Genomic DNA, 24209 nt, shown 5'->3' on the forward strand with positions numbered 1-24209 from the left:
CATTGCAGACTAGGTGGATAATTAATGGTGTCAACCCAATCATTTTACTTCGTATGGATATCAAGAGATGGTGATTGATAACGGATGGAATGTTATAAACAGTACTACCAGTTTTTCGGCAAGCGTCCGCCGAGACGTCCTGTTGAGTCGGCTGACTCAAAATAACAATTGGTCGAAGGATCGTAGACACTCGTCTATGGTCCTTTTTTTGCTTGATTTTATGTTTTACAATATCGAAGGGCCGACAATTCAATCTCATATCGACGCGCCATAAAAAAACGCTCTCCCTTTGATCAGGAAGAGCGTGACGTCGATGATTCTTTCATATCGTTGTGGGTGATCCCGATAGCTTATTCTCCGACCATCCCGTCGCCATCATTGTCATGCATGTAAGGATAGAGCCAATGATCGCTTGTGATCGGCATGCTGAACCCGGCATCTTTTGCTTCTTGGATCGTCACTTGGCCGTTCCCATTCATATCGATGCTCGCGACGTCACCGTCTTCAGACACGGACTCGGCTTCAGTCGCACTCTCGGTCAGCCCGAGCGACTCGTTCACCTCGTCCGGGTTCACGTTGTCGAACGAATCGGTAATAACATTTCCTTTGACAGTGTATGTGTACTCATAGTGTGAAGGGATTTGCGTCTCCGTATCCGGATAGGTGATGATGGCCTCGAAGTCGGTCGCGCCGCCTGCGCTCCGGATCACGCTCTCCATGTACGCCTGGTCCCCGTGGCGGTTGAGCGTGCTGTCTTGCGGAGTGATGTTGAAGGCGTTCGAGACGCCGCCGAGCGAATCGGCGATGACGTGCCCTTCGTCGAGGTCGCGATGCTCGACACCAGGCACTTTCGCCTCGTCTGAATAATAGCGACCCGAAGACGTGACGTCCTCGAGCTCATCATCTTGCAAGACGATCTCGTCGGCGAGCACTTTCACGAGTTGTCCGTGCTCGTTCGTGAACGCCCAGTACTCGCGTTCCCCGTATCCGATATCGACGACGACATTATGCTCGCGGTCGCCTGACAAATCTCCACCCTCGACTTCAATCAAGTCGTAGCCCGTGAAGTGATCGTTCGTTTCGGTCTGGTCAGGGGGCTCCGTCTCAACGGTAACCTGTTCCTGAGGTTCCGTCTTCGACTCGGGATTCGGTTCTGTCTCGTTCGTGCAACCGGCCAACAACAGCATGGCCAGCGGGAAGGCAAGATAAGTAAGATTGTTTTTCATGTTAAAACTCCTATGTCTCTGATGCATACTTGTCCATTCTAGGAATCTTCGCCCACATTTTCAAGCAAACGGATTGGAGGCGGTTTTAATCGTGCTTCCGACAAACGAGACAGATTTTGTCACAGATGGGGGAGGCGTCGCCCTAGGTACGAATGGTACAATGGGGGGAGAACGGGTCGAACAGGGGGCTCTCGAGCGATTTGAGTCGCACACCCGAGGCGTTTCAATCATTTCGTTTCAGGCTATACATACGTATACATCGCTTGAGAGGAGACATATCATGCAGACATATACGATTGAATATGCGTTTCAAGATAAGGAACAGACGACACGAACGTGTGAAGTCGAGCTCGACCGGACGCCAGATTTAAAGGATAATGAGCAACTCGCCGACCTATATCAAATCGTGTCGGATGCGATTCGCAAGCCGATCACGAGTTTTGAGATTCTTGCCGTCCATTAAGTGAACCATCGACCCCGGGCGTACGCCATGGGGTTTTGTTCAGTCCATCGAAGAGGAGAGATGTTGAAATGAAGATCGTGGTTGTTGGGTTAGGGGATGTCGCGAAAAAAGCGTATTTACCGGTTTATGCCGGATTAGAAGGGGTGGACGTCTATCTCGTTTCGAGAGATGAGGCGAAAGCGGGGCAGCTCGTCGACAAATACCGATTCAGCGGCCATTACCGGTCGTTACAAGACGTGCCGCTCGATGAGGTGGATGGCGTGTTGATCCATTCGACGACGTCGGCCCACGCGGACCAGGTCGGCTACGTGCTCGAACGGGGCGTCCATGTGTTCATCGATAAGCCGGTCACGTTCTCGCTCGACGAGACGGAGCGGCTCGTGCGGCTCGCGGCAGACAACGGGGTCGAACTCGTCACCGGCTTCAATCGTCGTTTCGCGACGGCGACGGCGGCCTTGAAGGAAGTCACGGACCAAAACCTCGTCCTCATTCAAAAGAATCGCACGTATCAACCGGCGACGCTCCGAGAGTTCATTATCGAGGATTTCGTCCACGTCGTCGACACGCTCCGTTACTTGACGGGGCTCGCACCGGTTGAGAATTTGTCGGTGCGGACGCGCTATGAAGGAGAGACGCTGAAACAGTTGCAGATTCAATTCACGGCGGATGGGATCGAAGCGCTCGGGATCATGAACCGCGACAACGGCTGTACGGAAGAAGTGATGGAAGTGATGTCTCCGAGTCTGAAGCGGGTGACCCGCGACGTCGAGCGCGTGTATGACTTCACGCGCGACGGCATGCTCGAGCGGGCTCTGAGTCCGTGGGAGTCGAACCTTATGCGTCGCGGCTTCACGACGATGATCGATGCGTTCATCAAGCTACTGAACGGCGAACCGAACGAGTCGGTGCTCGCTGCTGATAGTCTGACGACGCATGCGCTCTGTGAACGCATACTAGAAGAGGCTTCGCGCTGACCGTCTCGTTTCTGCGGTCCGTCGAGCGGGTAATAACTCCGTAAAAGGAGGGGATGCGCATGGACATTCGCGAGCTCGTCATGCAGGCGAATGATTTGTTATGGACGTACGTACTTATTTTTGTATTGATTGCCGGTGGGCTTTATTTCACGATTCGGATGGGGTTCGTCCAGTTCCGGATGCTGCCCGAGATGTTCAAGCTGTTATTCGTCAAAGGGATCAAGCACGAAAAAGGACAAGTATCGTCGTTCCAGGCGTTCGCCATCGGGACGGCAGCACGGGTCGGGACCGGGAATATCGCCGGCGTCTCGACCGCGATCGCACTCGGGGGACCGGGTGCCGTGTTTTGGATGTGGCTCATCGCGTTGATCGGTTCGGCGTCAGCGTTCGTTGAGAGCACGCTCGCCCAAGTGTACAAAGTGCATGACGGCAAGGCGTGGCGCGGCGGACCGGCCTACTATATCGAACGGGCGCTCGGCCAGCGATGGCTCGGCGTCGTGTTCGCCATTCTGATCACGTTCGCGTTTGGATTTGCATTCAACTCGGTCCAGGCCAACACGATCGCCTTGTCGGTCAACAACGTCTTCGAGATCGATACGCTTTGGATCGGAATTATTTTGGCCGTCGTGACGGGGATCGTCATCTTCGGTGGGATCCGGTCCATCTCGACGCTGTCAGGGATTATCGTCCCAATCATGGCTGGCGGTTATATCTTGCTCGCCCTGTGGGTCGTCTTGACGAATTTGGAGGTCGTCCCGGCCGTATTCTCGGCCATTTTCTCAGAAGGTGTGCTCGGGTTCCGACAACTGCTTGGCGGAGCGGTCGGTGCGGCCGTCTTGCAAGGGATTCGCCGAGGCTTGTTCTCGAACGAGGCGGGGATGGGGTCGGCCCCGAACGCGGCTGCGACCGCCGAGGTCAGTCACCCGGTCAAGCAAGGTCTCATTCAGTCACTCAGCGTGTTCGTCGATACGCTCTTTATTTGTACGGCGACGGCGATGATCGTCCTCATCTCCGGCGTGCCGGGTTCAGAAGATTTCCAAGGCATCGAACTTGCCCAAGAGGCGCTCCTCACCGAGATCGGGCCGGTCGCGACATCGCTCATGACGATCGCGATTTTATTGTTCGCCTTCAGCTCGATCTTGGCAAACTATTATTACGGGGAGACGAACATCGAGTTCATCTCGGAACGGAAAGTGTATCTCGTCATTTACCGGATTGCCGTCATCGGGATGGTGTTGTTCGGTTCGGTCCGTTCGGCCGGGCTTGTCTGGTCGATCGCCGACATCTTCATGGGTCTGATGGCACTCGTCAACATGTACGCCATCTTCCGGCTCAGTAAAGTCGCAAAACTGTTGCTTGATGATTACGTGGCCCAGAAACGAGCAGGGCGCGATCCGGTGTTCAATCGGGACGACGTCGAGCTGCCAGGGAAAGAGCACGTCGAAGCATGGGAAGCGAAACGAGAGAATATTAGTTGAGCGTAAGGCAAGGATTGACGCACAGCGCCAGCCTTGCCTTTGCTTGTTGAATCTTTTTATTTCACGTACCGTATTTATATAATAAAAATAGAAAAGAGCGCACGACATGATACAACCCTTTCTTCACACATTCAAACGATTTTTTGCCGAACGATTCTTCGATCAAGCCGCGATGTTGGCTTACTATTTCATCCTGTCCACATTCCCATTTCTATTGTTCGTCCTCGGTATCGTCGGGTGGCTGCCGTTCTCGAGCGGAGACGTCATCTCGGCGTTGTCCTTGGTGATGCCCGAGGCGAGTTATCGATTGTTACAAGGGAACATCGAGGCCATTTTTGATGATTCGAGACTACGCTTGGCCTCGCTCAGCATCTTACCGGCACTTTGGATCTCTTCGATGGCCGTCCAATCGCTCGTTCGCTCCTTGAACGACGCCTATCGACTGATCCGAAACAAAGCGTTCTGGCGGGGCGTCTTGCAAGACATCGCCGTGACGCTCGCGCTCATGTTCGTCTTGCCATTCTCGCTACTGATCCCGGTCATCGAGACCGCGCTCAGGGAGTTAGCGACACATATCATCTTTATTGACGACATCGTCGAACGCTATGCGCAAATCTGGTTCTATTTCCGTTGGATTGTCGGCACGCTCGTCCTGTTCAGCGTCTTCTTGCTCGTCTATAAGTGGTTGCCGAGCCATCGCGGAACATTCCGTGACAGTTGGGCCGGGGCGGCGTTTGCTACCATCGGCATCTTGACAGTTTCGAACGTCTTCAGCTACTATTCACAGTATGCAAACTATGAACAGTTTTACGGTCAACTTGGTGCCTTCATCATCTTGCTGATCTGGTTTTATTTGGCGGCCTCGGTCATCCTTCTCGGGGGGCTGTTAAACGCCACGCTTATCGAACGAAAAGAAATATCCGGTTGACGTGTAAATGCTTGTTATCATTCTTTGATTCAGGGAATGATACGGTTAAGGTCACATCTTTTAATCGGAGGTGGGAAACATGGATATGCAACGGCTCGTACACAATCGTCGTTTCATCGATCAAACATTGTTTTACCTCGCCTTACAATTATGGAAGTGGGTTATGTTACTACCGGTCTTGTTCTATCTAGACGTTTCGATGAGCAGTGCCCCGTTTTCCCAGTATGTGGCGGTCAGTCTGTTGCTGTATGTGGCGTTCCGTGTCATGCAGTACGTGATTGCGAGCCGGGCTTCGTTGATGGAGTTACTCGAATTCGGCTATGCGGTGCTATCGCTCGTCCTCGTCTTCTCTTTACTGCTTGAAGTCTCAGCATCGCCAGGGGCCATCGCCTTTGTGCTAGGCGTGTTCTTGGTCCATCCTTCGCTCGCCTTACACCATTACCGTGACTTCACAGAACGGAAGTGGTTGAACAAGCAGTTCCAATTGTTCAGTCCGATGCTTCGAAAAGGTGAGATTCCAGTACACGTGCTCGTGTTGACAGAGGATGAAATTATCATCACGGCAGAGAGTGGGAATGAGTACACGTATCGGCATATCTACTGGGGCGGATTCTATATCGAAAATGTCTCATGAAGGTGGTCTAATCATTGAATAGTGTGATTGTGATGGTATTTTGGGTAGTAACGTTTATTGTGTTCTTCAAAGGGGCGTTCGATATGTGGCGAGAATGGCGTGCCACGAAACAGCGCTCGGTCCTATATTTCTTTATCGTCTTGTTGCTCACTTGGTTCTGGTTCAACCCTTACCAGCTGACGGCGCTTCATCCGTTCGTCTTGATGGCGTATTATTGGAACCGGAATCGTCGGATGCGCAACGCGATGCTCGTGCTCGTCCTCGTGCCATTCTTCATTCAACTATGGTTCATGGCGAGAGCGATGTAATTTATTCAGACCACAGACAAGATGTCTGTGGTTTTTTCTTTAATCCATTGTCACAGTCATTTATAAAACGAGCCGCGTTAGAATAAGGATACGTGACCGTGCGCAACAAAAAACGCGAGCCGAACGGCCCGCGTTTTTTGATTGATGTTATTCTTTTTTCGCAACGGCGAGTTCAGCTTCCATTTCACTGAATTCACGGTTGATCCGTTTCTGCTCACTTTGGCTCGTGAACGTACTGACGAGCACGATGGCGAGCATACTGAGGAAGAAGCCTGGCACCATTTCATAGATGACCGTCGAGAGTCCGGTGACGATCCAAACGATGACCGTGATGGCCCCGACGAGGATACCGGCAAGTGCACCTTGGCGCGTCATCTTGTTCCAGTAGAGTGACAAGAGAATCGCTGGACCGAACGCTGAGCCAAAACCGGCCCAAGCATAACCGACGAGCGTCAAAATCGTGTTCGACGGGCTGAGCGACATGAGTGTCGCGACAAGTCCGACCGTCAAGACGCCGATTCGACCGGCGAGGACCATCGTTTTTTCACTGGCATCTTTATTGAAGAACTTGCGATAGAAGTCTTCTGTCAAAGCCGAAGATGTCACGAGAAGCTGCGACGATACCGTCGACATGACCGCTGCCAGAATTGCAGCGAGCAAGAATCCAGTGATGAACGGGTGGAACAATACTTCTGAGAAACGGATGAACACCGTCTCCGGGTCAGCGAGAGGATTGCCTTGACCACGGAAGTAGGCGATCCCGACAAGTCCAGTCATGACGGCACCGATGATTGAGACTGTCATCCAGCCCATACCGATACGGCGTGCCGTCTTCAATGATTTCACATCACGAATCGCCATAAAGCGGACGATGATGTGCGGTTGACCGAAGTACCCAAGTCCCCAAGCGAGGAGACCGATAATTCCGAGCGTCGTTGTTCCTTTGAACAGGTCGAACAATTCCGTGTTGATTGTCGAAGCCGTATCGACGGCGTTCGAGACACCACCGACGTCAGTCAAGGCGACGACTGGGACGAGGACGAGAGCGAGGAACATGATGACACCTTGCGCAAAGTCCGTCCAACTGACGGCTGTGAAACCGCCGAACAGTGTATATAGTGCGACGACGCTAATCGTCACGATGACACCTGTCTGATAGTCGAGCCCGAATGAGCTTTCAAACAACTTCCCGCCAGAGACAAGTCCAGCTGACGTATAGAACGTGAAAAAGATGATGATGACGGATGCAGACAGGATCCGTAGCCAGTTCGAGTGATCTCGGAACCGATTCTCTAAAAAGTCAGGAATCGTGATCGAGTCATTTGCCATCTCTGTGAAGACACGTAGACGGGGAGCGACTAACAAGTAGTTCAAGTAAGCTCCGATGACCAATCCAACGGCTAACCAAATCGCTGATAATCCCGTGGCATACATTGCGCCCGGAAGTCCCATTAACATCCAACCACTCATATCCGAAGCTCCGGCTGACATGGCGGTAACACCTGGCCCCATCTTGCGGCCACCTAACATATAATCTGATGAATCGGTCGTCCGTTTATAAGCGACGTATCCGATGAGGAGCATCATCACGAGGTAAAGCGCGATGGATACCCATTCTTGCCATAACATTTGATTACCTCCTGTTTGCTTTCAATTGTGTCGATTCAATCAATCACGGTTCAATCATGTGTGTGTCTCACACAAATGAGTCAAACTTGAATGACTAGGCGAACTTGTGACTAACCATAACGGACCACGGAAATCATTGCAAACTGTCATGTTTTCATAAAAACGGCTCTAAAGCGCATAGTATCAACGGATGAGTGCATTATTTTTCGTGATTAAAGTTTAAACATTCTGACAATTAGTTATGTTCGTGACACTTCTGTGTCATCTATTTGTCATATAACTCGTCATATTTTATGTCTTTAAACGCAAACGACGGCTTCTCCCTTTGCAGAGAGAAACCGTCGTTTGATTGCTTAAATCATTCGGTGGTGAGATTGAACGCGATTTTTTCGACAGAACGCATCGTCGGGAACGTCTGCCCGGATTTGGCTTGCATCGTTACCAAGGCATATTGTTTCCCATCCCGCTCCATCAAGAACACCATCGTATAGCCCGATTCGTCGGTATAGCCGGTCTTGGTCGCTGTGACGAGTTTCGAGTAATGAATGCTCCGTTCATTGACGGCCGATCCGAGATGATACCACCAGCGTCGCTTTTGATTTCCGGCAGCATCTTTAAACTTTGCCTCATATTCATACGTTCCGGCAATCTCGACGAGTTCAGGATAAGTGCCGAACGCATACGTGATGCGAGCCATGTCGAGCGCGGTCGTATAATGATTCGGGTCGGAGTAGCCATGGGCATTCCGGAACTGGGTCCCGGTCAGTCCAAGCACTTGGGCGCGTGCGTTCATCAGTTCGACGAACTCATTCGTCGAGCCGCTCACGTACTCGGCTAGACTATTGGCCGCGTCATTTCCTGATTCGAGCAATGTCGCGTATAAGGCCTGGCGAACGGTCAAGCGGTCACCGACCGCGAGATGGACAATATGGCTGTCCCATGGGATATCCAAAGTAGATTTTTTGACGATGACGACGTTTTGATCGAGTTCTTTCTCGGCGACGGCCTTCTCATAAGCGAGAAGTGCGGTCATCAGTTTGGTCGTACTGGCCGGGAAGACGCGGTCGGCACCATTCTTGTCAATCAGCACCTGGCCATCTGTCAAATTGACGAACGCCATCGACCCGACGAGAAGTTCGGCCGTGTCGGGCGACACGAGCGGTTGAGTCGTCCATGGTTTGATTGGAATCTCGGGGAACGACGGTCCTTGTTTGACCGGTACGGCGGCCGCGGCCGGCGCAACGGTTTTCGGTTCTGCTTCTTGTTTAAAGCCGATCAATGCAGGGATGATGGCAAGTAATCCAATCATGGCGAGGCCGACAAAGAGTCGCCTCATGATGTACGTGTTTCTTCGATGTCTGCGGTTTCGTTTCACTAGATAATCGCTCCTTCATTGTTTACTTTTCTACCATAATGGATGAGGCCTCCTGAAATCGTCTTCAAAATCAAGAATCAGGTCAATAATTGAGGCGTATGAAATGAATCGGAAGGGGTATACACAGTAACAGACACTTATCTTATTTAGAGGGGGTACGTTTATGCATCGTCATCCGTTCACCAATTCACTCTGGCGTCAGCACAATGCGGCAACACCTTATCCGCGACTTGAGAGCTCTATTTCGTGTGACATTGTCGTCATCGGGGCAGGAATCGCCGGGCTCGTCACGGCATATGAGTTGCAACAGCGCGGCAAGCAAGTCGTCTTGCTCGAAGCGACTGAAATCGGCCGGGGGACGACCGGCCACACGACCGCGAAATGTTCCGTTCAGCATGGGACCGTCTATTCCAAATTGATTCGGACGTTCAATCAAGAGACGGCGCGCCTCTATTACGAGTTCAACGAGCAGGGACTCGCCTATTTGCGGCAACAGGTCGAGGCCGGGTTCGACATCGATTTCGAGACAAAAGATTCATATTTATATTCAATCGATGGGTCGAGTCAACTCGTCGCTGAGCGCGAGGCGTATGCACAACTTGAGCTGCCCGGGGGAGACGCGACCGAGGAAGTGAAGGCGGTCCTCCCGTTCGAGGTCAAACAAGCGATCGTCATTCGCGACCAGGCCCAGATGCATCCGGTCAAATACTTACACGAGCTCGCCAACCGCTTCGTCGCGGCTGGCGGGAGACTCCACGAGAAGACACGGGCGACCGAAATCAGTTCGGGACCGCGCCCGATCGTCACGACGTCGACAGGGCGACGGGTCCAGGCGAATCAGGTCGTGGTCGCCACCCATTACCCGTTCAACGACATCCGGGGGCTGTACTTCTCGAAGTTTGAGGTCGAGCGTTCCTATATCGTCGCTTGTGAGACGGAACAGAGCGTCCCGGACGGTATGTATTTGAGTGTCGATCAGCCGAGCCGGTCGTTCCGTACGTTCAAGGATGGCGACAAGACGTATATGCTCGTCGGAGGCGAAGGACACTTGAGCGGACACGTCACCGAGACCCGCTCGCGCTATGACCGCTTGGACCGCTTCGCCCATGATTCGTTCGGGGCCAAGAAAGCGAGTTTCCGCTGGTCATCCCAGGATCTGATCACGTTGGACCACCTCCCGTACATCGGGCAAATGTTCAGCCGTGAGCCGGACGTGTTCGTCGCCACCGGGTTCGCCAAATGGGGGATGACGAACGGGATTGCCGGCGGACTGTTGCTGGCCGATCGACTGACCGGGCGCCCGAATCGGTTCAACGACTTATTGGACCCACAACGCTCGAAATTGAAACCGGCCGACGTCGGGCAATTCTTAAAGACGAACCTCGACACGGCCGTTCAATTCGTCAAAGGGTCACTGGAAAGACCGGGTACACTCGACGACCTGCAACTTGATGAAGGCGGGATCGTCCAGGTAAACGGCAAGAAGGTCGGCGCGTACCGTGACCTCGACAACGAATGCCATCTCGTCTCGACACGATGCACCCATATGGGATGTACCGTCAATTGGAACGATGCGGAACGCTCATGGGATTGTCCGTGCCACGGTTCACGGTTCGACACGAAAGGAAACGTGTTGGAAGGACCGGCGACACAACCGCTCGCCTATGATCGGAAAATCGATGTGCCGAAACAATAGGCAACGCGGGTCGTCTATATTAAAGTAAAGAAGTAACGATATAACTGTCATAGGGGTGGAATCAGAATGGAACTAACAAAGCAGTGGCGTGACCATTTCAAACAATTGCGTGCCTTCGACGAGGCGATTTCTTTACTGTATTGGGACATGCGTACCCAGATGCCGGAACAGTCGGCACCGCTACGGGCCGAGACAATCGGTTATCTGTCGACCGAGGCGTTCAAACGCCAGACGAGCGAATCCTTCAAGGCACTGTTGGCCGAGATGACCGAGACGGAGGACTTGACACCGATCGAGTTGCGTTCGGTCGCGGTCGCCAAAACCCAATATGAACGGAATGCCAAAATCCCGTCCTCAGAATATCAGGCGTATGTGACGCTCGTCTCTGAGGCTGAGACGGCGTGGGAGAAAGCGAAGGATCAGAATGACTGGCACATGTTCGCCCCATATCTCGAGAAAATCATCGGATTTCAGCGGAAGTTCGCCGACTATTTCGGCTACGAATCGCATCCGTATGACGCCCTCCTTTACGATTATGAGCCAGGGATGACCGTCGACCAGCTCGATGAATTGTTCCGGACGCTTCGCGACGAGCTCGTCCCGCTGATCCGTCAGCTGCCTGAACCGGTCCAAGTGCTCGACTGGTCGATGGACAAGGCCGTTCAGCAACGACTGTGTGAGGACTGGATGCGTGTCGTCGACTATGATTTGACGCGCGGCCGTCTCGATGCCACGGTGCATCCGTTCGAGATCACGATCAACCGTCGCGATGTGCGCATCACGACGAAATATGATGAGACCGATTTCCGTAACGCCTTGTTCGGTACGATGCACGAGGCCGGGCACGCGACGTACGAACAGCAAATCGACTCTGAACTCGACGAACTCGGTCTCGGGGGCGGTGCCTCGATGGGCATCCATGAGTCACAGTCCCTCTTCTTTGAAAACTTTGTCGGACGAAGCGAGGTGTTTTTGAAGAGCGTCTATCCGCGCCTTCAATCCGAGCATCCACAGTTGCAGAACATAGATTTTGATACGTTCTATGCCGGCGTGAACGAGGCGAAACCGTCTCTCATCCGGATCGAGGCGGACGAACTGACATACAGCCTGCATATCATCATCCGCTATGAGCTTGAAAAGCAACTCATCCAAGGTGATTTGTCGGTCGAGGATTTGCCAGCGGCATGGAACGCGCTCTATAAGGAATATCTAGGTGTCGATGTGCCGAGTGATTCGAAAGGCGTCCTACAAGACGTTCACTGGGCCGGCGGGTCGTTCGGTTACTTCCCGAGTTACGCCCTCGGTCTGATTTACGCCGCTCAATTGACGGAATCACTCAAGAACGAGCATCCTGACTTCGAGTCGCTCATCAGCACGGGCACGTTCGGTCCAATCAAACAATGGCTCGAGGACAATGTCCACCGCCATGGTAAAGCGCTGACCCCGAACGAACTCATCAAGCAAGTGACCGGAGAGGACATCTCGGTCCGCCCGCTCATCCGCTATTTGACGAACAAATACAAAACGAACTGAGGCGAAAACGAATGAAACTCTTCGCGCACCGAGGGGTGATGGCCCATCATCCGGAGAATACGATGACGGCGTTCCGGGCAGCACTCGAAGCACAAAGCGATGGGATTGAGGCGGACGTGCACATGACAAAGGACGGAAAGCTCGTCCTTATCCACGATGAGACGATCAATCGGACGACAGATGGGCGTGGACGTGTCGCCGATATGACTTTATCAGAGCTGCGAGGCTATAATGCCGGTGTCACGTCCGCTATCCAAGAACAGATTCCGACGTTAGACGAACTGATCGATCTGTGCCGAGGGACATCGATGGTCCTCAATCTCGAGGTCAAGACGGATATCGAGCGGTATCCTGGTATTGAACAACTCTTGATTGACACCATTCGAAACCAGCGTCTTCCAGTTGGACAAGTCATGTTCTCTTCTTTTAACCATTCGACGCTCCAGCGTTTGAACCAATTGGCGCCAGAAATTGAGTGTGCCGTATTGTTGGCACAACCGCTATATGACCTCGTCGCATATTGCAAGAAAGTCGGCGCGACCGCCGTTCATCCGAATGTCCTGACGATGACCGATGAAGAGATTCTTCATCTTCAGGACGAAGGTCTCTCCGTACGTCCCTATACCGTGAAAACAGTCCACGACCTAGAGCGGTTCAGTCAACTCGGCGTCGATGCGGTGTTCGTAAATGACATCGACTGGGCAAAAGCACATTCAACCCCGTAACGTTACGCGTTACGGGGTTTTTAAACAATAGGGAAGGGGAAGTCTGGTTAATGTAAAGAAAGCGGTTTCTTTCAAATGTGCTGAGCGGCATATTGAGAGCATACCGTCACCTTTACGCCGTTGCTCCGTTGTCTTAAATTTAAGATGTCACCAGCTACATAGCAATCAGATGTAGCACACATTGCAGCACCGCATCAAACTTGTTGTAAACAGTCAATCGGTCAACCCAAGCAGAAAAAGGAGGAAATTTCACATGAAGAAATTGATGTCTTTACTTGGTACACTCGCCTTGGCGTTCGCACTCATCGTGCCGGTCAGTGCAGATGGACACGAGAACGCGATGGTACGTGTACTCCACGCTTCACCTGACGCACCTGCAGTAGATGTGTACGTCAATGGTGAAGTCGCGGTCGAAGGCGCAGAGTTTAAAGCGCTCACAGACTACTTGACTCTCCCGGCTGGAGATTACAACGTGGAAATCAAGCCAGCTGGTGATACAGAGACGGTCGTCGTTGCGGCAGACCTCTCAATCGAAGCAGGCAAATTCTACACAGCGGCAGCAATCGGTCAACTTGAAAACATCGAGATCGCAGCAATGGAAGACGATGCGAACTTCGAAGATGGAAAATCGAAAGTCCGCGTCGCTCACTTCGCACCTGACGCACCGGCAGTCGATGTCGCTCCTAAAGGCGGCGACCCACTCTTCTCGAACCTCGAGTTCAAAGCAGTAAGTGACTACGGTACACTCGACGCTGGCACGTATGACCTTGAAGTTCGTCCGGCCGGCGCGACTGACGTCGTGAAGGCACTTGACGGTGTCGCTCTCGAAGGCGGTAAAAACTACACGGCATTCGCCATCGGACTCCTTGAAGGCGAACCAGCGTTTGAAGTCCTTCTCGCAGCAGACGGTGGGGAAATGGCTGGAGCACCTGACACAGGTCAAGGTGGTCTCGCTCAGACAGCATCGATGAACTGGTTGCTCGCAGCAGCGGTTCTTGGTGCAGCAGCAGCTGGCTTCTACGTCTTTCGTCGTCAGAAGCAAGACGCTTAAACTACTCTTCATCGGAACGTTATCGTTCCTTATGATTGCACCGGGCGCAGACGCACCGGATGCGGACGCGAAATTGACGACGGTCGGCTTCGCCGAACCGCTCGTCCTAGAAACGACCGAAATTGATCGGCAGTCATTCCGTACCGACACATTTATCCCAAAACGACTGAAGATTCCGTCAATTGATGTCAACGCGGTCATCCAACCGGTCGGGAAAGACCGACTCGACCGGATGGATACTCCGACGGAGACAGATGAGGTCGGCTGGTATCGGTACGGGGCGAAAGCAGGGGCGACCGGAAACGTGGTATTATCTGGTCATCTCGATGACCTCAGTGGTCCGGCCATCTTCGCGAACCTTGGCGACTTACGCCTCGGAGAATCGGTGACGCTCCAGCGTGGCAAAAAGGCAATCGCGTATGAAGTCGTTTCCGTCGAACGGTATCGGCTCGAAGACGTCCCGCTCGCCTCGATTTTTGCGGCGACCCAGGCGGAACGGCTCCAGCTAATCACTTGTACGGGCCCTTATGACCCAGAGTATGGATACCGGGACCGAATCGTCGTCACGGCGATCGTCAAGTCTTAAATCAAGAATGAACCCGAGTGTGGTCCAACCATACTCGGGTTTTTTGTTGTAGCGTGGCGAAACAAAAAACGACCAGGCCGCAATAATCGGCCCAGTCGTTCTTATGCGTCCATTCGGTCAAGCAGTCTTGACAGAAGAATCAATTCGTCATCTGAGAAATCGGTGAACACGTCCATCAAATACTCGATTTTCATGTCTTCCAGTGTCTCGAACAGGGCACGGCCTTCTTCAGTCGCTTGCAATTCGACGACACGACGATCACGTTCGCTGCGTTCGCGGGAGATCAACCCTTTTTTCGTGAGTTCATCCGCGAGAGCGGTAATCATCGAAGCCGAGAATTGGAACTCGTTCGATAGAGCCGAGGCGATTTGAGGACTGTTTTGACAAAGCGAGCGGAGAATGAAAAATTCGTTTCGCGTCAAGTATTGTGAGAACATCGACCGGAGGTTCTTTTTCACTCCGCGATAGTTCATGCGAATCCCTCGCTCAGCATCGGCGACGAGCTGACGGCGGGATGCTGTTTGTACAGGTGTTGTCATCCTCAAGAATACCTCCTACATAAAATATCATTATTTGCATATATTTCAGAACATAAAAACATTCTACAACAAAAACATGATGTCTGTAAAGTTATGATGGCTCTTCGCGGGTACGAAGTTCTTGGATGACCTCGTCGTAATGTTTCAAATCCGGATAGAAGCGTCGGAAGAAGAACTCGATCTGCTGGTCATCGCCTTCTGCGAGCAATTTCGCGAGGACGGCATAGACGACACCCATCCCTTGACGGGGCAGGAGAGACGATGGCAACAGCGTCGCACATTGGATAGCCCGATTGAAGTAAAGGTCGAGCGTGTCGCTCAAGTCCTGGAACGTGCGAATCTCCGCGTAATGGAACATACGCGTCAGCTCGATGATCGTCGACAAGTCGGTGTCGAGCAGCCAATCGCTCTGGAAGATGGCGTTGTCAAGCTTCTCGACGGTGACGTCATTGGCGATATAGTAATTCAAATTATCTCGCGTGATACTCACCTTATCGGGCGATTCGACGATCCGTTCGACGGTCTCTTGTTCGAACGTCCGCAACTGTTTGCGGATATTGACGAACTCGGAGTCGGCAATCTCGAGGAGCCCGGCGACACGGCTGAAGCTGCGCTTGATTTCCGGTGGCACGGCGTTCGGGTTCTTATAACCGAGGTCATGCTCGATTTCGGCCCACGCGTGCTGCAAGATGGACCGGACTTGAATCTCGGCTTCTTTGTCCTCATAGCGACGGTACTCCCCGAGGGCGAGCCGCGTGTCGCTCAAGCCGACGACGTAATGGACCGACAAATAACCGAACTCATTCGGGTCGAGCAACGTGGATTTATCAATCGACTGTTCGCGGTCTATCCGGAACTCATCCTCGAGGATTTGGGCCACGGCACGGACATCGTCGTGGAAATAGGTCACGATCCGAATCCCCGCCAAATCCTGGACGTCGCGCAACGACCGGTATTGATACGGTTTGCGGGATAACTTGGCATACAGGCTCTCGGCTTCCTTCGCCCGGGCGACGATCGAGTGGAACTGGATGCCGGCGTCGTTCAACAGCTCGCTGAGGAGTAACTTCAGCTTGGCTGCGAACGCCTCGTAATCTTCTTTCTCATTCATATAGTCGAGCATGATCGTGTTCATATCCTGTCTCGGCATCAACATCACTCCTTGTCTCATTATATGTAGTATAGCATCAAAGAAATCGGTGTCGCATCTGTTGTCCGCCCCTATGATACAATACGGTTTGGAACGGGAAGGAGTGTCACGCGTGAGAGTGAGCCATACGTTGAAATCGACCGAGCGCGAGAAGCTCGAGATTGTTGCCGGGTTGTTACAACAAGCAGGCTATCGGTCTGGAAAGATCGACTGGCAGACCGGCATTAATATCGTTCGGGTCAGTCGCGAAGAGGTGTCGTCTGAATCGGACGAACGGACCCGCATCCAAGGCATCGTCGACCATTTCGGAATCGAGGACTGGACTGCCACGTTTTCTTGAACCCCTCTTTTTCAAATCGCTGAACGAAATGGGTTTTGTGACTCATTTTTCGGGAATAGTATATTATTCGATTTTAGATCAGCGGACGTTTAGGAGGATGAATATGTTAGAAACAAGAATCGTGCGGGATATGACCTCGGTCGACCATGAAGTGAACGGGATGGTGTCAGGGGGATGTGTCAACGAGCACATTTACTTATTTGCGAGAGATGAAGAATTGACGGTGCGGCTCGCTGCAGAAGCGGGTGTGCAACCATACCGCATCACTGAAAAAGGGCTGTGGGAGTCACTCATGTCGAAGTTTACAAAAAATTCGGATGACCGGATCGAGCAGCTCGAGAGCCTCGGTCTGACGAAAGAGATGGTCGAATCGCTCGAAGGAGAGATTCAGGCCGGGAAAATCGTCCTCGTCTGCGACAAACCATAAAAAGAGCCGGAACTGACCTCGTCAGTCCCGGCTCTTTTCGTCATTTTGTCTCGTAATAGGCGTTCACGATCCGGCGCAGCGAACGCTCGTTCAAGTCGAGCGGTTTGTACCCGGCGTCCTCTAACAGACGTTTCGTGTTGGCGTCGTCGAACGCGATATTGCGATTCAAGTAAGGGTTGAACACTTTCACCATCTCGTTGAACGTCTGTTCGGCTTGGCTGAGCGAAGACGTCGGCGTCTCGGTGATCTTCAAGTGCGGGAACGCGAGCGCTTGCTTCATATAGTCGAGCATGGTCACATTGCGCGGCGGGTCATCGTTCGTCACGTTATAAATCGTGTCCGGCTTGGCGTGTTCGATGGCGGCGAGGAGCACATCGGCCACGTAATCGACCGGGACGAGGTTCGACGTGCCGGTCTCCGAGCCGAGCAGACGAATCGGTCCATCCGGTGCCCCGCGGCGCTCGAGACGGCGCTTGAACACCTCGAGGGCGCGCATATAGCCGTACATCGTGAACTTCGAGTCGGCCTCGCCGGTCTTCGAGTCCCCAACGATGATGGCGGGACGGAAAATCGAGACGTCGAGCTGGTCCCGTTCCGCCCAGACGGCCTGTTCGGCGTGCGCCTTGCTCTCCTCGTACGGATTATGGAACGTCTGGTCGGTCGCATACAACGTCTCATCGCCGACCTCGCGTGCTCCGAGCGTGTACGCCGTGCTGACGTGGAAGAAGCGAGGGCAATGCAGCGCCTTTGCGAGCGCGAGCGCTTGTCTCGTCCCGGTCAAATTCGTCTCGAACAGTTCCTCACGGAGCTCCTCATCGAATTTGACGAGGGCCGCCATGTGGAGCACCAAGTCGATGGAACGGTCATGGTCGGTGATGAACCGCTCGTCTGCTCCAAGGAACGGGGCCGTCAAATCCCCGGCTAGGACGGTGATGGAGCGAAGTTCGTCCCGTGAGAACATCGCCTCCATTTTCTCAGGTGTACGGGCGAGGACGCACAGCGTATGCCCACAATGAATCAGCTCGCGGGCGAGCCGTCCTCCCAAAAATCCGGTCGCACCGGTCATAAAAATATTCACAGCGTTCTTCCTCTCTTTTCAGTCTCTCCCCATCATAACAAGTGGCAACGGAATGAGCCACTTTCAACCTAAAGAATAAAATTAGGGGTTTAACAATTTTTAAAGTCGGTTATGACTTAAGGAGAAGCGTACGCAAGGATACGTCATGACAGTGTTGATCTGTCAAATAACTTAAGTGAGGTTTTTTAGAATCATGGCTAATCTATTCGGAACAGACAAGGATGGCAACAGGAAGAAGCAAGAAGAGATTGAAAAAACGGTTCAGGAGAATGGGATCACACAAATCCACATGTACTTCTCCGACGTGCTTGGAGACTTGAAGCTACTGACTCTCTCTGCAAAATTGTTGCCGGAAGTCTTTGAAGGGAAGACGATGTTTGACGGTTCATCCATCGCCGGTTTTTCTTCCATCAAAAACTCAGACCTATTCTTGAGACCGGATTTAGATTGTCCACGCTACGAGCAGGATGGGGACGAGAGCATTCTCGCCTTCTTCTGTGACGTCTGCACACCGGACGGCGAACGTTACGAGTTCGACCCGCGCAACGTCTTGAAAGATGCCCTCGAGCGGGCTGCACGTGACGGCTACTCGATTTTCGTCGGCGCCGAGCCAGAATTCTTCATCTTCGACGAGAATGGTGAATTTTACGATGAGGCGGGTTACTTCTCGACACGTTCGGAAGACAAAGGGTATGAGGTCCGCCAACATATCGCCAACCGCTTGAGCGAAGTCGGGTTCAACATCGAGGCGGTCCACCACGAAGTCGCACCGGCCCAGCACGAAATCGGGATCAAATATGATGACGCGCTCCACACGGCCGACAACATCCAGTTCTTCAAAGAAATCGTTCAATTGGCAGCCCAAGAGAAAGGTGCAAAAGTATCGTTCTTGCCGAAACCGCTCCGTGACGTGAACGGTTCGGGGATGCACCTCAACATCTCGGTATGGAAGAACGACAAGGACGGCAACCCGACGGTGAACGCATTCGAAGAGCCGGAGTCAGACTACGGTCTATCGCTCACGGCCCGTCACTTCATCGAAGGGATTCTGAAGCATGCCCGCGCGACGGCCATCTTCACGAACCCGCTCCCAGAGTCGTATGAGCGTCTCGTGCCAGGTTTCGAGGCACCGGTTAACATCTGTTGGAGCCCGTCGAACCGCAGTTCGATGATTCGGATCCCGGCGTCACGTGGAAGCGCGACGCGCGTCGAAGTCCGTAACCCAGACCCGAGTGCGAACCCGTACTTCGCGCTTGCGGCATTGATTTATGCCGGACTCGAGGGCATCGAGCAACAGCTCGAGCCGTCGGCACCGAACGAGGACGACTTGTTCGAGTACTCGGCGAAGCAAATCGAGAGCCAAGGCATCTCGTCACTCCCGGCGACGTTCCATGAGTCAATTCAATCGCTCAAGTCGGACCGGTTCCATGATTACTTCAACCATGACTTGATTGACCGCTACTTGTCGCTCATCCAAGTCCGTAAATAAGCAACGTATACAAAAGCCCATTCCTCGGCCGAGGAATGGGCTTTTACGCTTAATGAATCCCGCGCATATACTTTTTGATGACCGGGGCGAGAGCGAACAAAATCATACTGAGTACAATCGCTGCTCCACCGATAATCCCGAAGTAGAGCATCTCGTTCTCTGGTGAATAGAAACGAACGAGCTGGGCGTTAATCCCTTGTGCCGCCGCGTTCGACAAGAACCAGAGTGACATCGTCTGGGCCGAGAAGGCGGCCGGGGCGAGTTTCGTCGTCGCCGACAGACCGACCGGCGACAGGCTGAGCTCACCGAGCACGACGATGAAGTAACTGAGGACGAGCCAGAGCGGGTTGACGAGCGTGTCGGGGCCACCGAAGTAGGCCGGGAGCAAGATCACCAAGAAACTTAACCCTGCGAACAAAATCCCGAAGGCAAACTTCGTCGGGATGCTCGGCTCACGGTCACCGAGTCGGACCCAAAGCCATGCGAACACCGGAGCGAGCATGATGATGAATAACGGGTTGAGCGACTGGAACCAGGCAGGTGACAGCGTGAACCCTAAAAATTCAAGGTCGGTCCGCTTATCGGCATAGCTGGCCAAAATCGTCGCGCCTTGCTCTTGAATCGCCCAGAACATGACCGAGGCGATGAAGAGCGGGATATAGGCGATAATCCGTGACCGCTCGACTTCCGTCGTTTTCGGGCTACGATACATGACGATGAAATAAATCGTCGGAATCGCGATCCCGAACACACCGACGAGACCGATGAACGTGTTAATCGTGAACAATCCTTGTGGAATCAAGACAGCCAACAGACCACCGATGAGGACGACTGCGATCGTCGTATACTTGATCGCGTTTTTCTTTTCAGACGGCGTCAACGGGTTCGGTACGTATGAACCGGCGAGACCGAGATTCTTTTTCTTCGTGACCATGAAGACGACGAGACCGATGAACATCCCGACCGCGGCGAGGGCGAAGCCCCAATGGAAGCCATAACTCTTTTGAACCCCACCGACGATCAAAGGCGAGATGAAGGCACCGAGGTTGATCCCCATATAGAAGATACTGAACCCGGCGTCACGACGACGGTCCGTCTCATTGTACAGGTCACCGACGATACTCGAGACGTTCGGTTTTAAGAGACCGGTCCCGATGACGATCAACGCCATCGAGATGAACAAGAACGTCAGGCTACCAGGAATCGACAGTACGATATGACCGAGCATGATGAACACACCGCCGAAGAAGACGGACCGGGACGTCCCGAACACACGGTCAGCGAGCCATCCCCCGATGACCCCCGACATGTAGACGAGTGCGCCATACACCGACATGATGGACAAGGCGACGTTCTGGTCGAGACCGAGACCGCCATCTGATACCTCGTAATACATGTAGAAGACGAGGATGGCACGCATCCCGTAATACGAGAACCGTTCCCAAAACTCAGTGAAGAATAGCGTGAACAACCCTTTAGGCTGTCCGAAAAAACCTTTTTGTGGCACGCTGTCCACAATTTTCTGTTTATCGATCCTTTCCATGAAAGATCCCTCCTTAACCGTATTATCATAAAAAGAATCATTATGTTTGTAAAGAATAATAGAAGCAAATATTCAAAATTTAACGAATTTGCAACGAATTAAAAAATCACACTAAACGACTAGGTTCAGTGTGATTTATATAGGTCAAGCCGTCTTTTGTTTCGCTTCGGCCGCACTGACGCGACGTCCGAGCTGCCAGTAGATGAGGCCTGACACACAGCTGGCCGCCCCGACGAGGATTAAGGCGATATGACCGGCCCGCTGATCGAAGAATAGGCTCGCCATGATTGGAGCCGTCACCCCGCCGATCAACCATTGGATACTGGCGGCCCCGTTATAGGCCCCACGCATATTCTCCGGAGCGATCAAGGCGATGAACGTCTGTTGGACCGGGGACATGATCATCTCACCGAGCGTATAGAACGCGTATACCGCGAGCAAGACGCTGACGAGGACGAGGTACGGTGTCCCGAGGGAGTAGAGGAGACGCGGCATGACCGCAATCAGGATCATGCCGACCCCGAAGATGGTCGCCCCGGCGAGCATGACGTTGCCGAACGGCTTGCGCCCGAGTTTCGAGGCAATCGGGAACTGGAACAACACGACCATGATACCGTTCAAGGCGAGCATATAGGCGAACGGGTTCTCACGGTCAGTGAACGACGGCATCGACTCACGCAAGAACAGCGGCAGCATGCTCTCGATGAGCGAGAAGCCCATCGAGATGAACACACCGGCGAAGATGAAGACGAGGAAGACCTTGTCGTTATAGAACACCCGTAGCACGTCTCGGTTCGACGGCGTGTCGGCCTCAGTTGTCTCCGGGAGCGACTCCCGGATGAAGCGGCCGAGGACGAGCGCATAAAGGATAAAGACGAATGACGCCGAGAAGAAGATATACTGCCGGTCGATGAACAGGACGGCACTGCCGAGGAGCGGACCGAGCGCAGCCCCGATGTTATGGCCCATCCGCAACAGGCCGAACGCCTCGTTCATCTGTTCAGGTTCGGTCACGTCCGCCACCATCGCGCTCGCGGCCGGATGGAACAACGAGTTCGTCAAGCCGAGCATGGCGTTCAAAAGGAGGAGCGGCCAAAACGTCTCGGCGAACGCGAAACCTACGAGCGCGAGCGCATCGCCGAGGATGGCGATCATCATGATCGGTTTGCGGCCATACAAATCCGCGAGCCGTCCGCCGACGACCGAACCGATGAGGGCCATGATTGGACCGGTCGCCATGATGACACCGACCTGGATATAACTGTCGAGCTTGTCACTGTAATAGAGGACGAGGAACGGCGCGATCATGAACATCATGACGCCGGTGATCGTCTCCCCGAGGAAACGGATCCAAATATTGCGGTCGAGTCGTTTGAGTGATTGAATCATTAGGTTCACCTGCTTTAATTATTGGAATGAAAAAAGGGACGCAACATGCACAAAGGCATACGCGTCCCTACGATCTTAGACATGCCTCGGAAGGCAGGGGAACGTCACGGATTCAAATCACGGAGAGGCGCCTGCCGGTCAATATGGACTTGGACGTGCGAGCGTTGAATGACTGACATCGGTACCTCTCCTTTCTGCATTGGACTGTCTTCTCTTCAAGATTATGATATTTCTGTGAAATGTGTCAACCTAAATCGTCAATGTGTCATAACAATTCATTCAAGTTCTTGCGACTGAGCCGGTAGTCGATCAAGCGCGAGAACACGACTTGAATCATCGCCGTGACCGGCACGCTGATGAACATTCCGACGAGGCCGAACAGGCTGCCGCCGATGATGATCGACGTGATGACCCAGAACGGCGTGATGCCGACGCTGTCGCCGAGAATCTTTGGCCCGAGCCAGAGTCCGTCGAATTGTTGCAACAAGAAGATGAACAAGAGGACGATGAGCGCCGTGAACGGGTCATAGAAGTAAGTGATGATGAACGCCGGGATAATCCCGAGCAGCGGCCCGACGTACGGGATGAAGTTCAAGACACCGACGATGACGCCGAGCAGAAGCGCGTATGGCGCACCGATAATCAACAGACCGGCGACGGCCAGCACCCCGATGATGAGGCAGTCGAGCGACTTCCCGATGATATAGCGTTTGAAGATATAATCCATCTCTTGGAAGATGTCGATCGTCGTCTTGGCTGACGCGACCGGGAACATCGCATACAACAGCCGCTTGAACATGCGGGCAAAAATCTCTTTGTCTTTTAAAAGATAAATCGAGATGACGATCCCAATCAAGAAGTTAATGAGCGTCATCGTGAAGCTCGACACGTAGCTGACCGACGACAAGACGGCCGTCTCGACCCAGCCCGAGTAGCGCTCCTCGAACCGGCTGAAATCGATGGCCTGGGCGACTGTCGCGTTATACTCTTTCAAATACGTGTTCAACTGTGAGAGATACCCGTCAATCTGACGGATGTAGGACGGGAGTTCCTCGATGAGCGAGGCGAGGCTCGAATAAATGCGTGGGAACAGTGTCACCGCAGAGATGACGAGAATCCCGATAAAAATGATATAGACGATCAGCAAGCCTTGATATCGTTTTAGTTGAAACCGTTCTTCTATATAGGACAGGACGGTATTCAGGAGCAGCGCGATGGCGATTCCCATAATAATCGGCGTCAGCAACTGGAACGTATAATGCATCATCTGCGAAATCGTATCCGGTTCGCTGATGACTTTCCAGAGCACGAGCAAGATCAGGCCGATCACGCTCAACTTCCAAATCAATTGACGGTTTAGTTCCAATGGTCCATCCCCTCATGTTTTAAATTTTGTAGAATAACGTTCACTTTCACTATGAACGTTTTTTTATCGGGATTCAAGAGGACATGCTCTTTTTCAAAAAAGGATTGACAAGATTGGTAACGTTTGGTTAACTAAGTGACATATTACAAAAAGACAAATCGCATATAAAACACTTTCTATCAAGAGAAGCGGAGGGACTGGCCCGATGAAGCTTCAGCAACAGATTGTTTCAATACTGTGCTAATTCCAGCAAGGTGACCTTGAGAGATGGAAAGGTGGTTG

General features: G+C 52.8%; 23 protein-coding genes and 1 riboswitch. Of the genes, 14 read left to right on the forward strand and 9 right to left on the reverse strand.

Annotated features, from left to right (window positions below):
* Positions 1–350 precede the first annotated feature (350 nt).
* Positions 351–1226: a DNA/RNA non-specific endonuclease gene (locus tag KNP81_RS11235; protein WP_214707710.1), complete on the reverse strand. Its 876-nt coding sequence runs from the start codon at positions 1224–1226 to the stop codon at positions 351–353.
* A 280-nt stretch (positions 1227–1506) separates the two neighbouring features.
* Between KNP81_RS11235 and KNP81_RS11240 the strand changes: the two genes are divergently transcribed.
* The 6 genes from KNP81_RS11240 (at position 1507) to KNP81_RS11265 (ending at position 6011) form a co-directional block, all read left to right on the forward strand.
* Positions 1507–1689, forward strand: coding sequence for a hypothetical protein (locus tag KNP81_RS11240; RefSeq protein WP_034777673.1), 183 nt, complete (start codon positions 1507–1509; stop codon positions 1687–1689).
* Between the two features lie 68 nt (positions 1690–1757).
* Positions 1758–2663, forward strand: coding sequence for a Gfo/Idh/MocA family protein (locus KNP81_RS11245; protein ID WP_214720009.1), 906 nt, complete (start codon positions 1758–1760; stop codon positions 2661–2663).
* Between the two features lie 59 nt (positions 2664–2722).
* Positions 2723–4141 (forward strand): alanine/glycine:cation symporter family protein, encoded by a 1419-nt coding sequence (locus KNP81_RS11250; RefSeq protein WP_205729363.1) that lies wholly within the window; start codon positions 2723–2725, stop codon positions 4139–4141.
* Between the two features lie 106 nt (positions 4142–4247).
* Positions 4248–5069 carry a YihY/virulence factor BrkB family protein gene (locus KNP81_RS11255; protein ID WP_214720010.1) on the forward strand — a complete coding sequence of 274 codons (822 nt, stop codon included), beginning with the start codon at positions 4248–4250 and terminating at the stop codon, positions 5067–5069.
* Between the two features lie 79 nt (positions 5070–5148).
* On the forward strand, positions 5149–5703 hold the full coding sequence (locus tag KNP81_RS11260; protein WP_214720011.1) for a hypothetical protein: 555 nt from the start codon (positions 5149–5151) through the stop codon (positions 5701–5703).
* Positions 5704–5786: 83 nt separating this feature from the next.
* Positions 5787–6011 (forward strand): hypothetical protein, encoded by a 225-nt coding sequence (locus KNP81_RS11265; RefSeq protein ID WP_251026068.1) that lies wholly within the window; start codon positions 5787–5789, stop codon positions 6009–6011.
* A 147-nt stretch (positions 6012–6158) separates the two neighbouring features.
* On the opposite strand, the gene putP is transcribed toward KNP81_RS11265, so the two are convergent.
* A complete protein-coding gene (putP, locus tag KNP81_RS11270; RefSeq protein ID WP_214720012.1) occupies positions 6159–7640 on the reverse strand; it encodes a sodium/proline symporter PutP in 1482 nt (493 codons plus the stop codon).
* Between the two features lie 358 nt (positions 7641–7998).
* Positions 7999–8976, reverse strand: a complete 978-nt coding sequence (locus KNP81_RS11275; RefSeq protein ID WP_214720013.1) for a D-alanyl-D-alanine carboxypeptidase family protein — start codon at positions 8974–8976, stop codon at positions 7999–8001.
* A gap of 202 nt (positions 8977–9178) precedes the next feature.
* On the opposite strand from KNP81_RS11275, the gene KNP81_RS11280 reads away from it, so the two are divergent.
* From KNP81_RS11280 to KNP81_RS11300, 5 genes are all read left to right on the forward strand, one after another.
* Positions 9179–10711, forward strand: a complete 1533-nt coding sequence (locus KNP81_RS11280) for an FAD-dependent oxidoreductase (RefSeq protein ID WP_214720014.1) — start codon at positions 9179–9181, stop codon at positions 10709–10711.
* A 66-nt stretch (positions 10712–10777) separates the two neighbouring features.
* Complete coding sequence (locus KNP81_RS11285) at positions 10778–12244, forward strand: carboxypeptidase M32 (protein ID WP_214720015.1); 1467 nt, start codon at positions 10778–10780, stop codon at positions 12242–12244.
* Positions 12245–12255: 11 nt separating this feature from the next.
* Entirely contained in the window at positions 12256–12969 is a 714-nt protein-coding gene (locus KNP81_RS11290) for a glycerophosphodiester phosphodiesterase (protein ID WP_214720016.1), read from the forward strand.
* 253 nt (positions 12970–13222) lie between these two features.
* On the forward strand, positions 13223–14020 hold the full coding sequence (locus KNP81_RS11295) for a DUF4397 domain-containing protein (RefSeq protein WP_214720017.1): 798 nt from the start codon (positions 13223–13225) through the stop codon (positions 14018–14020).
* Positions 13968–14606 carry a class F sortase gene (locus tag KNP81_RS11300; RefSeq protein WP_286038195.1) on the forward strand — a complete coding sequence of 213 codons (639 nt, stop codon included), beginning with the start codon at positions 13968–13970 and terminating at the stop codon, positions 14604–14606. The genes KNP81_RS11295 and KNP81_RS11300 overlap by 53 nt, the downstream gene beginning before the upstream one ends.
* 101 nt (positions 14607–14707) lie before the next feature.
* Here KNP81_RS11300 and KNP81_RS11305 read toward each other — a convergent pair whose 3' ends face one another.
* Complete coding sequence (locus KNP81_RS11305; RefSeq protein WP_021067494.1) at positions 14708–15145, reverse strand: MarR family winged helix-turn-helix transcriptional regulator; 438 nt, start codon at positions 15143–15145, stop codon at positions 14708–14710.
* Positions 15146–15236: 91 nt separating this feature from the next.
* Positions 15237–16295: a GTP pyrophosphokinase gene (locus KNP81_RS11310; RefSeq protein ID WP_021067493.1), complete on the reverse strand. Its 1059-nt coding sequence runs from the start codon at positions 16293–16295 to the stop codon at positions 15237–15239.
* 112 nt (positions 16296–16407) lie between these two features.
* Between KNP81_RS11310 and KNP81_RS11315 the strand changes: the two genes are divergently transcribed.
* Together KNP81_RS11315 and KNP81_RS11320 are read left to right on the forward strand one after the other, a co-directional pair.
* The gene (locus KNP81_RS11315) at positions 16408–16635 is read left to right on the forward strand and encodes a hypothetical protein (protein WP_214720018.1); all 228 of its coding nucleotides are present in this window, start codon (positions 16408–16410) and stop codon (positions 16633–16635) included.
* Between the two features lie 103 nt (positions 16636–16738).
* Entirely contained in the window at positions 16739–17062 is a 324-nt protein-coding gene (locus KNP81_RS11320; protein WP_251128919.1) for a YflT domain-containing protein, read from the forward strand.
* A 40-nt stretch (positions 17063–17102) separates the two neighbouring features.
* On the opposite strand, the gene KNP81_RS11325 is transcribed toward KNP81_RS11320, so the two are convergent.
* Complete coding sequence (locus tag KNP81_RS11325; protein ID WP_214720019.1) at positions 17103–18140, reverse strand: SDR family oxidoreductase; 1038 nt, start codon at positions 18138–18140, stop codon at positions 17103–17105.
* A gap of 193 nt (positions 18141–18333) precedes the next feature.
* Between KNP81_RS11325 and KNP81_RS11330 the strand changes: the two genes are divergently transcribed.
* Positions 18334–19629 (forward strand): glutamine synthetase family protein, encoded by a 1296-nt coding sequence (locus KNP81_RS11330; RefSeq protein WP_214720020.1) that lies wholly within the window; start codon positions 18334–18336, stop codon positions 19627–19629.
* Between the two features lie 49 nt (positions 19630–19678).
* On the opposite strand, the gene KNP81_RS11335 is transcribed toward KNP81_RS11330, so the two are convergent.
* The 3 genes from KNP81_RS11335 to KNP81_RS11345 all read right to left on the reverse strand — a co-directional run bounded on the left by KNP81_RS11335 (position 19679) and on the right by KNP81_RS11345 (position 23927).
* A complete protein-coding gene (locus KNP81_RS11335; protein ID WP_214720021.1) occupies positions 19679–21172 on the reverse strand; it encodes a peptide MFS transporter in 1494 nt (497 codons plus the stop codon).
* Positions 21173–21316: 144 nt separating this feature from the next.
* Positions 21317–22561 carry an MDR family MFS transporter gene (locus tag KNP81_RS11340; protein ID WP_021067487.1) on the reverse strand — a complete coding sequence of 415 codons (1245 nt, stop codon included), beginning with the start codon at positions 22559–22561 and terminating at the stop codon, positions 21317–21319.
* 265 nt (positions 22562–22826) lie between these two features.
* Positions 22827–23927, reverse strand: coding sequence for an AI-2E family transporter (locus KNP81_RS11345; protein ID WP_214720022.1), 1101 nt, complete (start codon positions 23925–23927; stop codon positions 22827–22829).
* Positions 23928–24100: 173 nt separating this feature from the next.
* A riboswitch (SAM riboswitch) is annotated at positions 24101–24201 on the forward strand.
* Positions 24202–24209 lie beyond the last annotated feature (8 nt).

It is taken from the genome of Exiguobacterium sp. s149 (assembly GCF_018618395.1).
Lineage (GTDB): Bacteria > Bacillota > Bacilli > Exiguobacteriales > Exiguobacteriaceae > Exiguobacterium > Exiguobacterium chiriqhucha.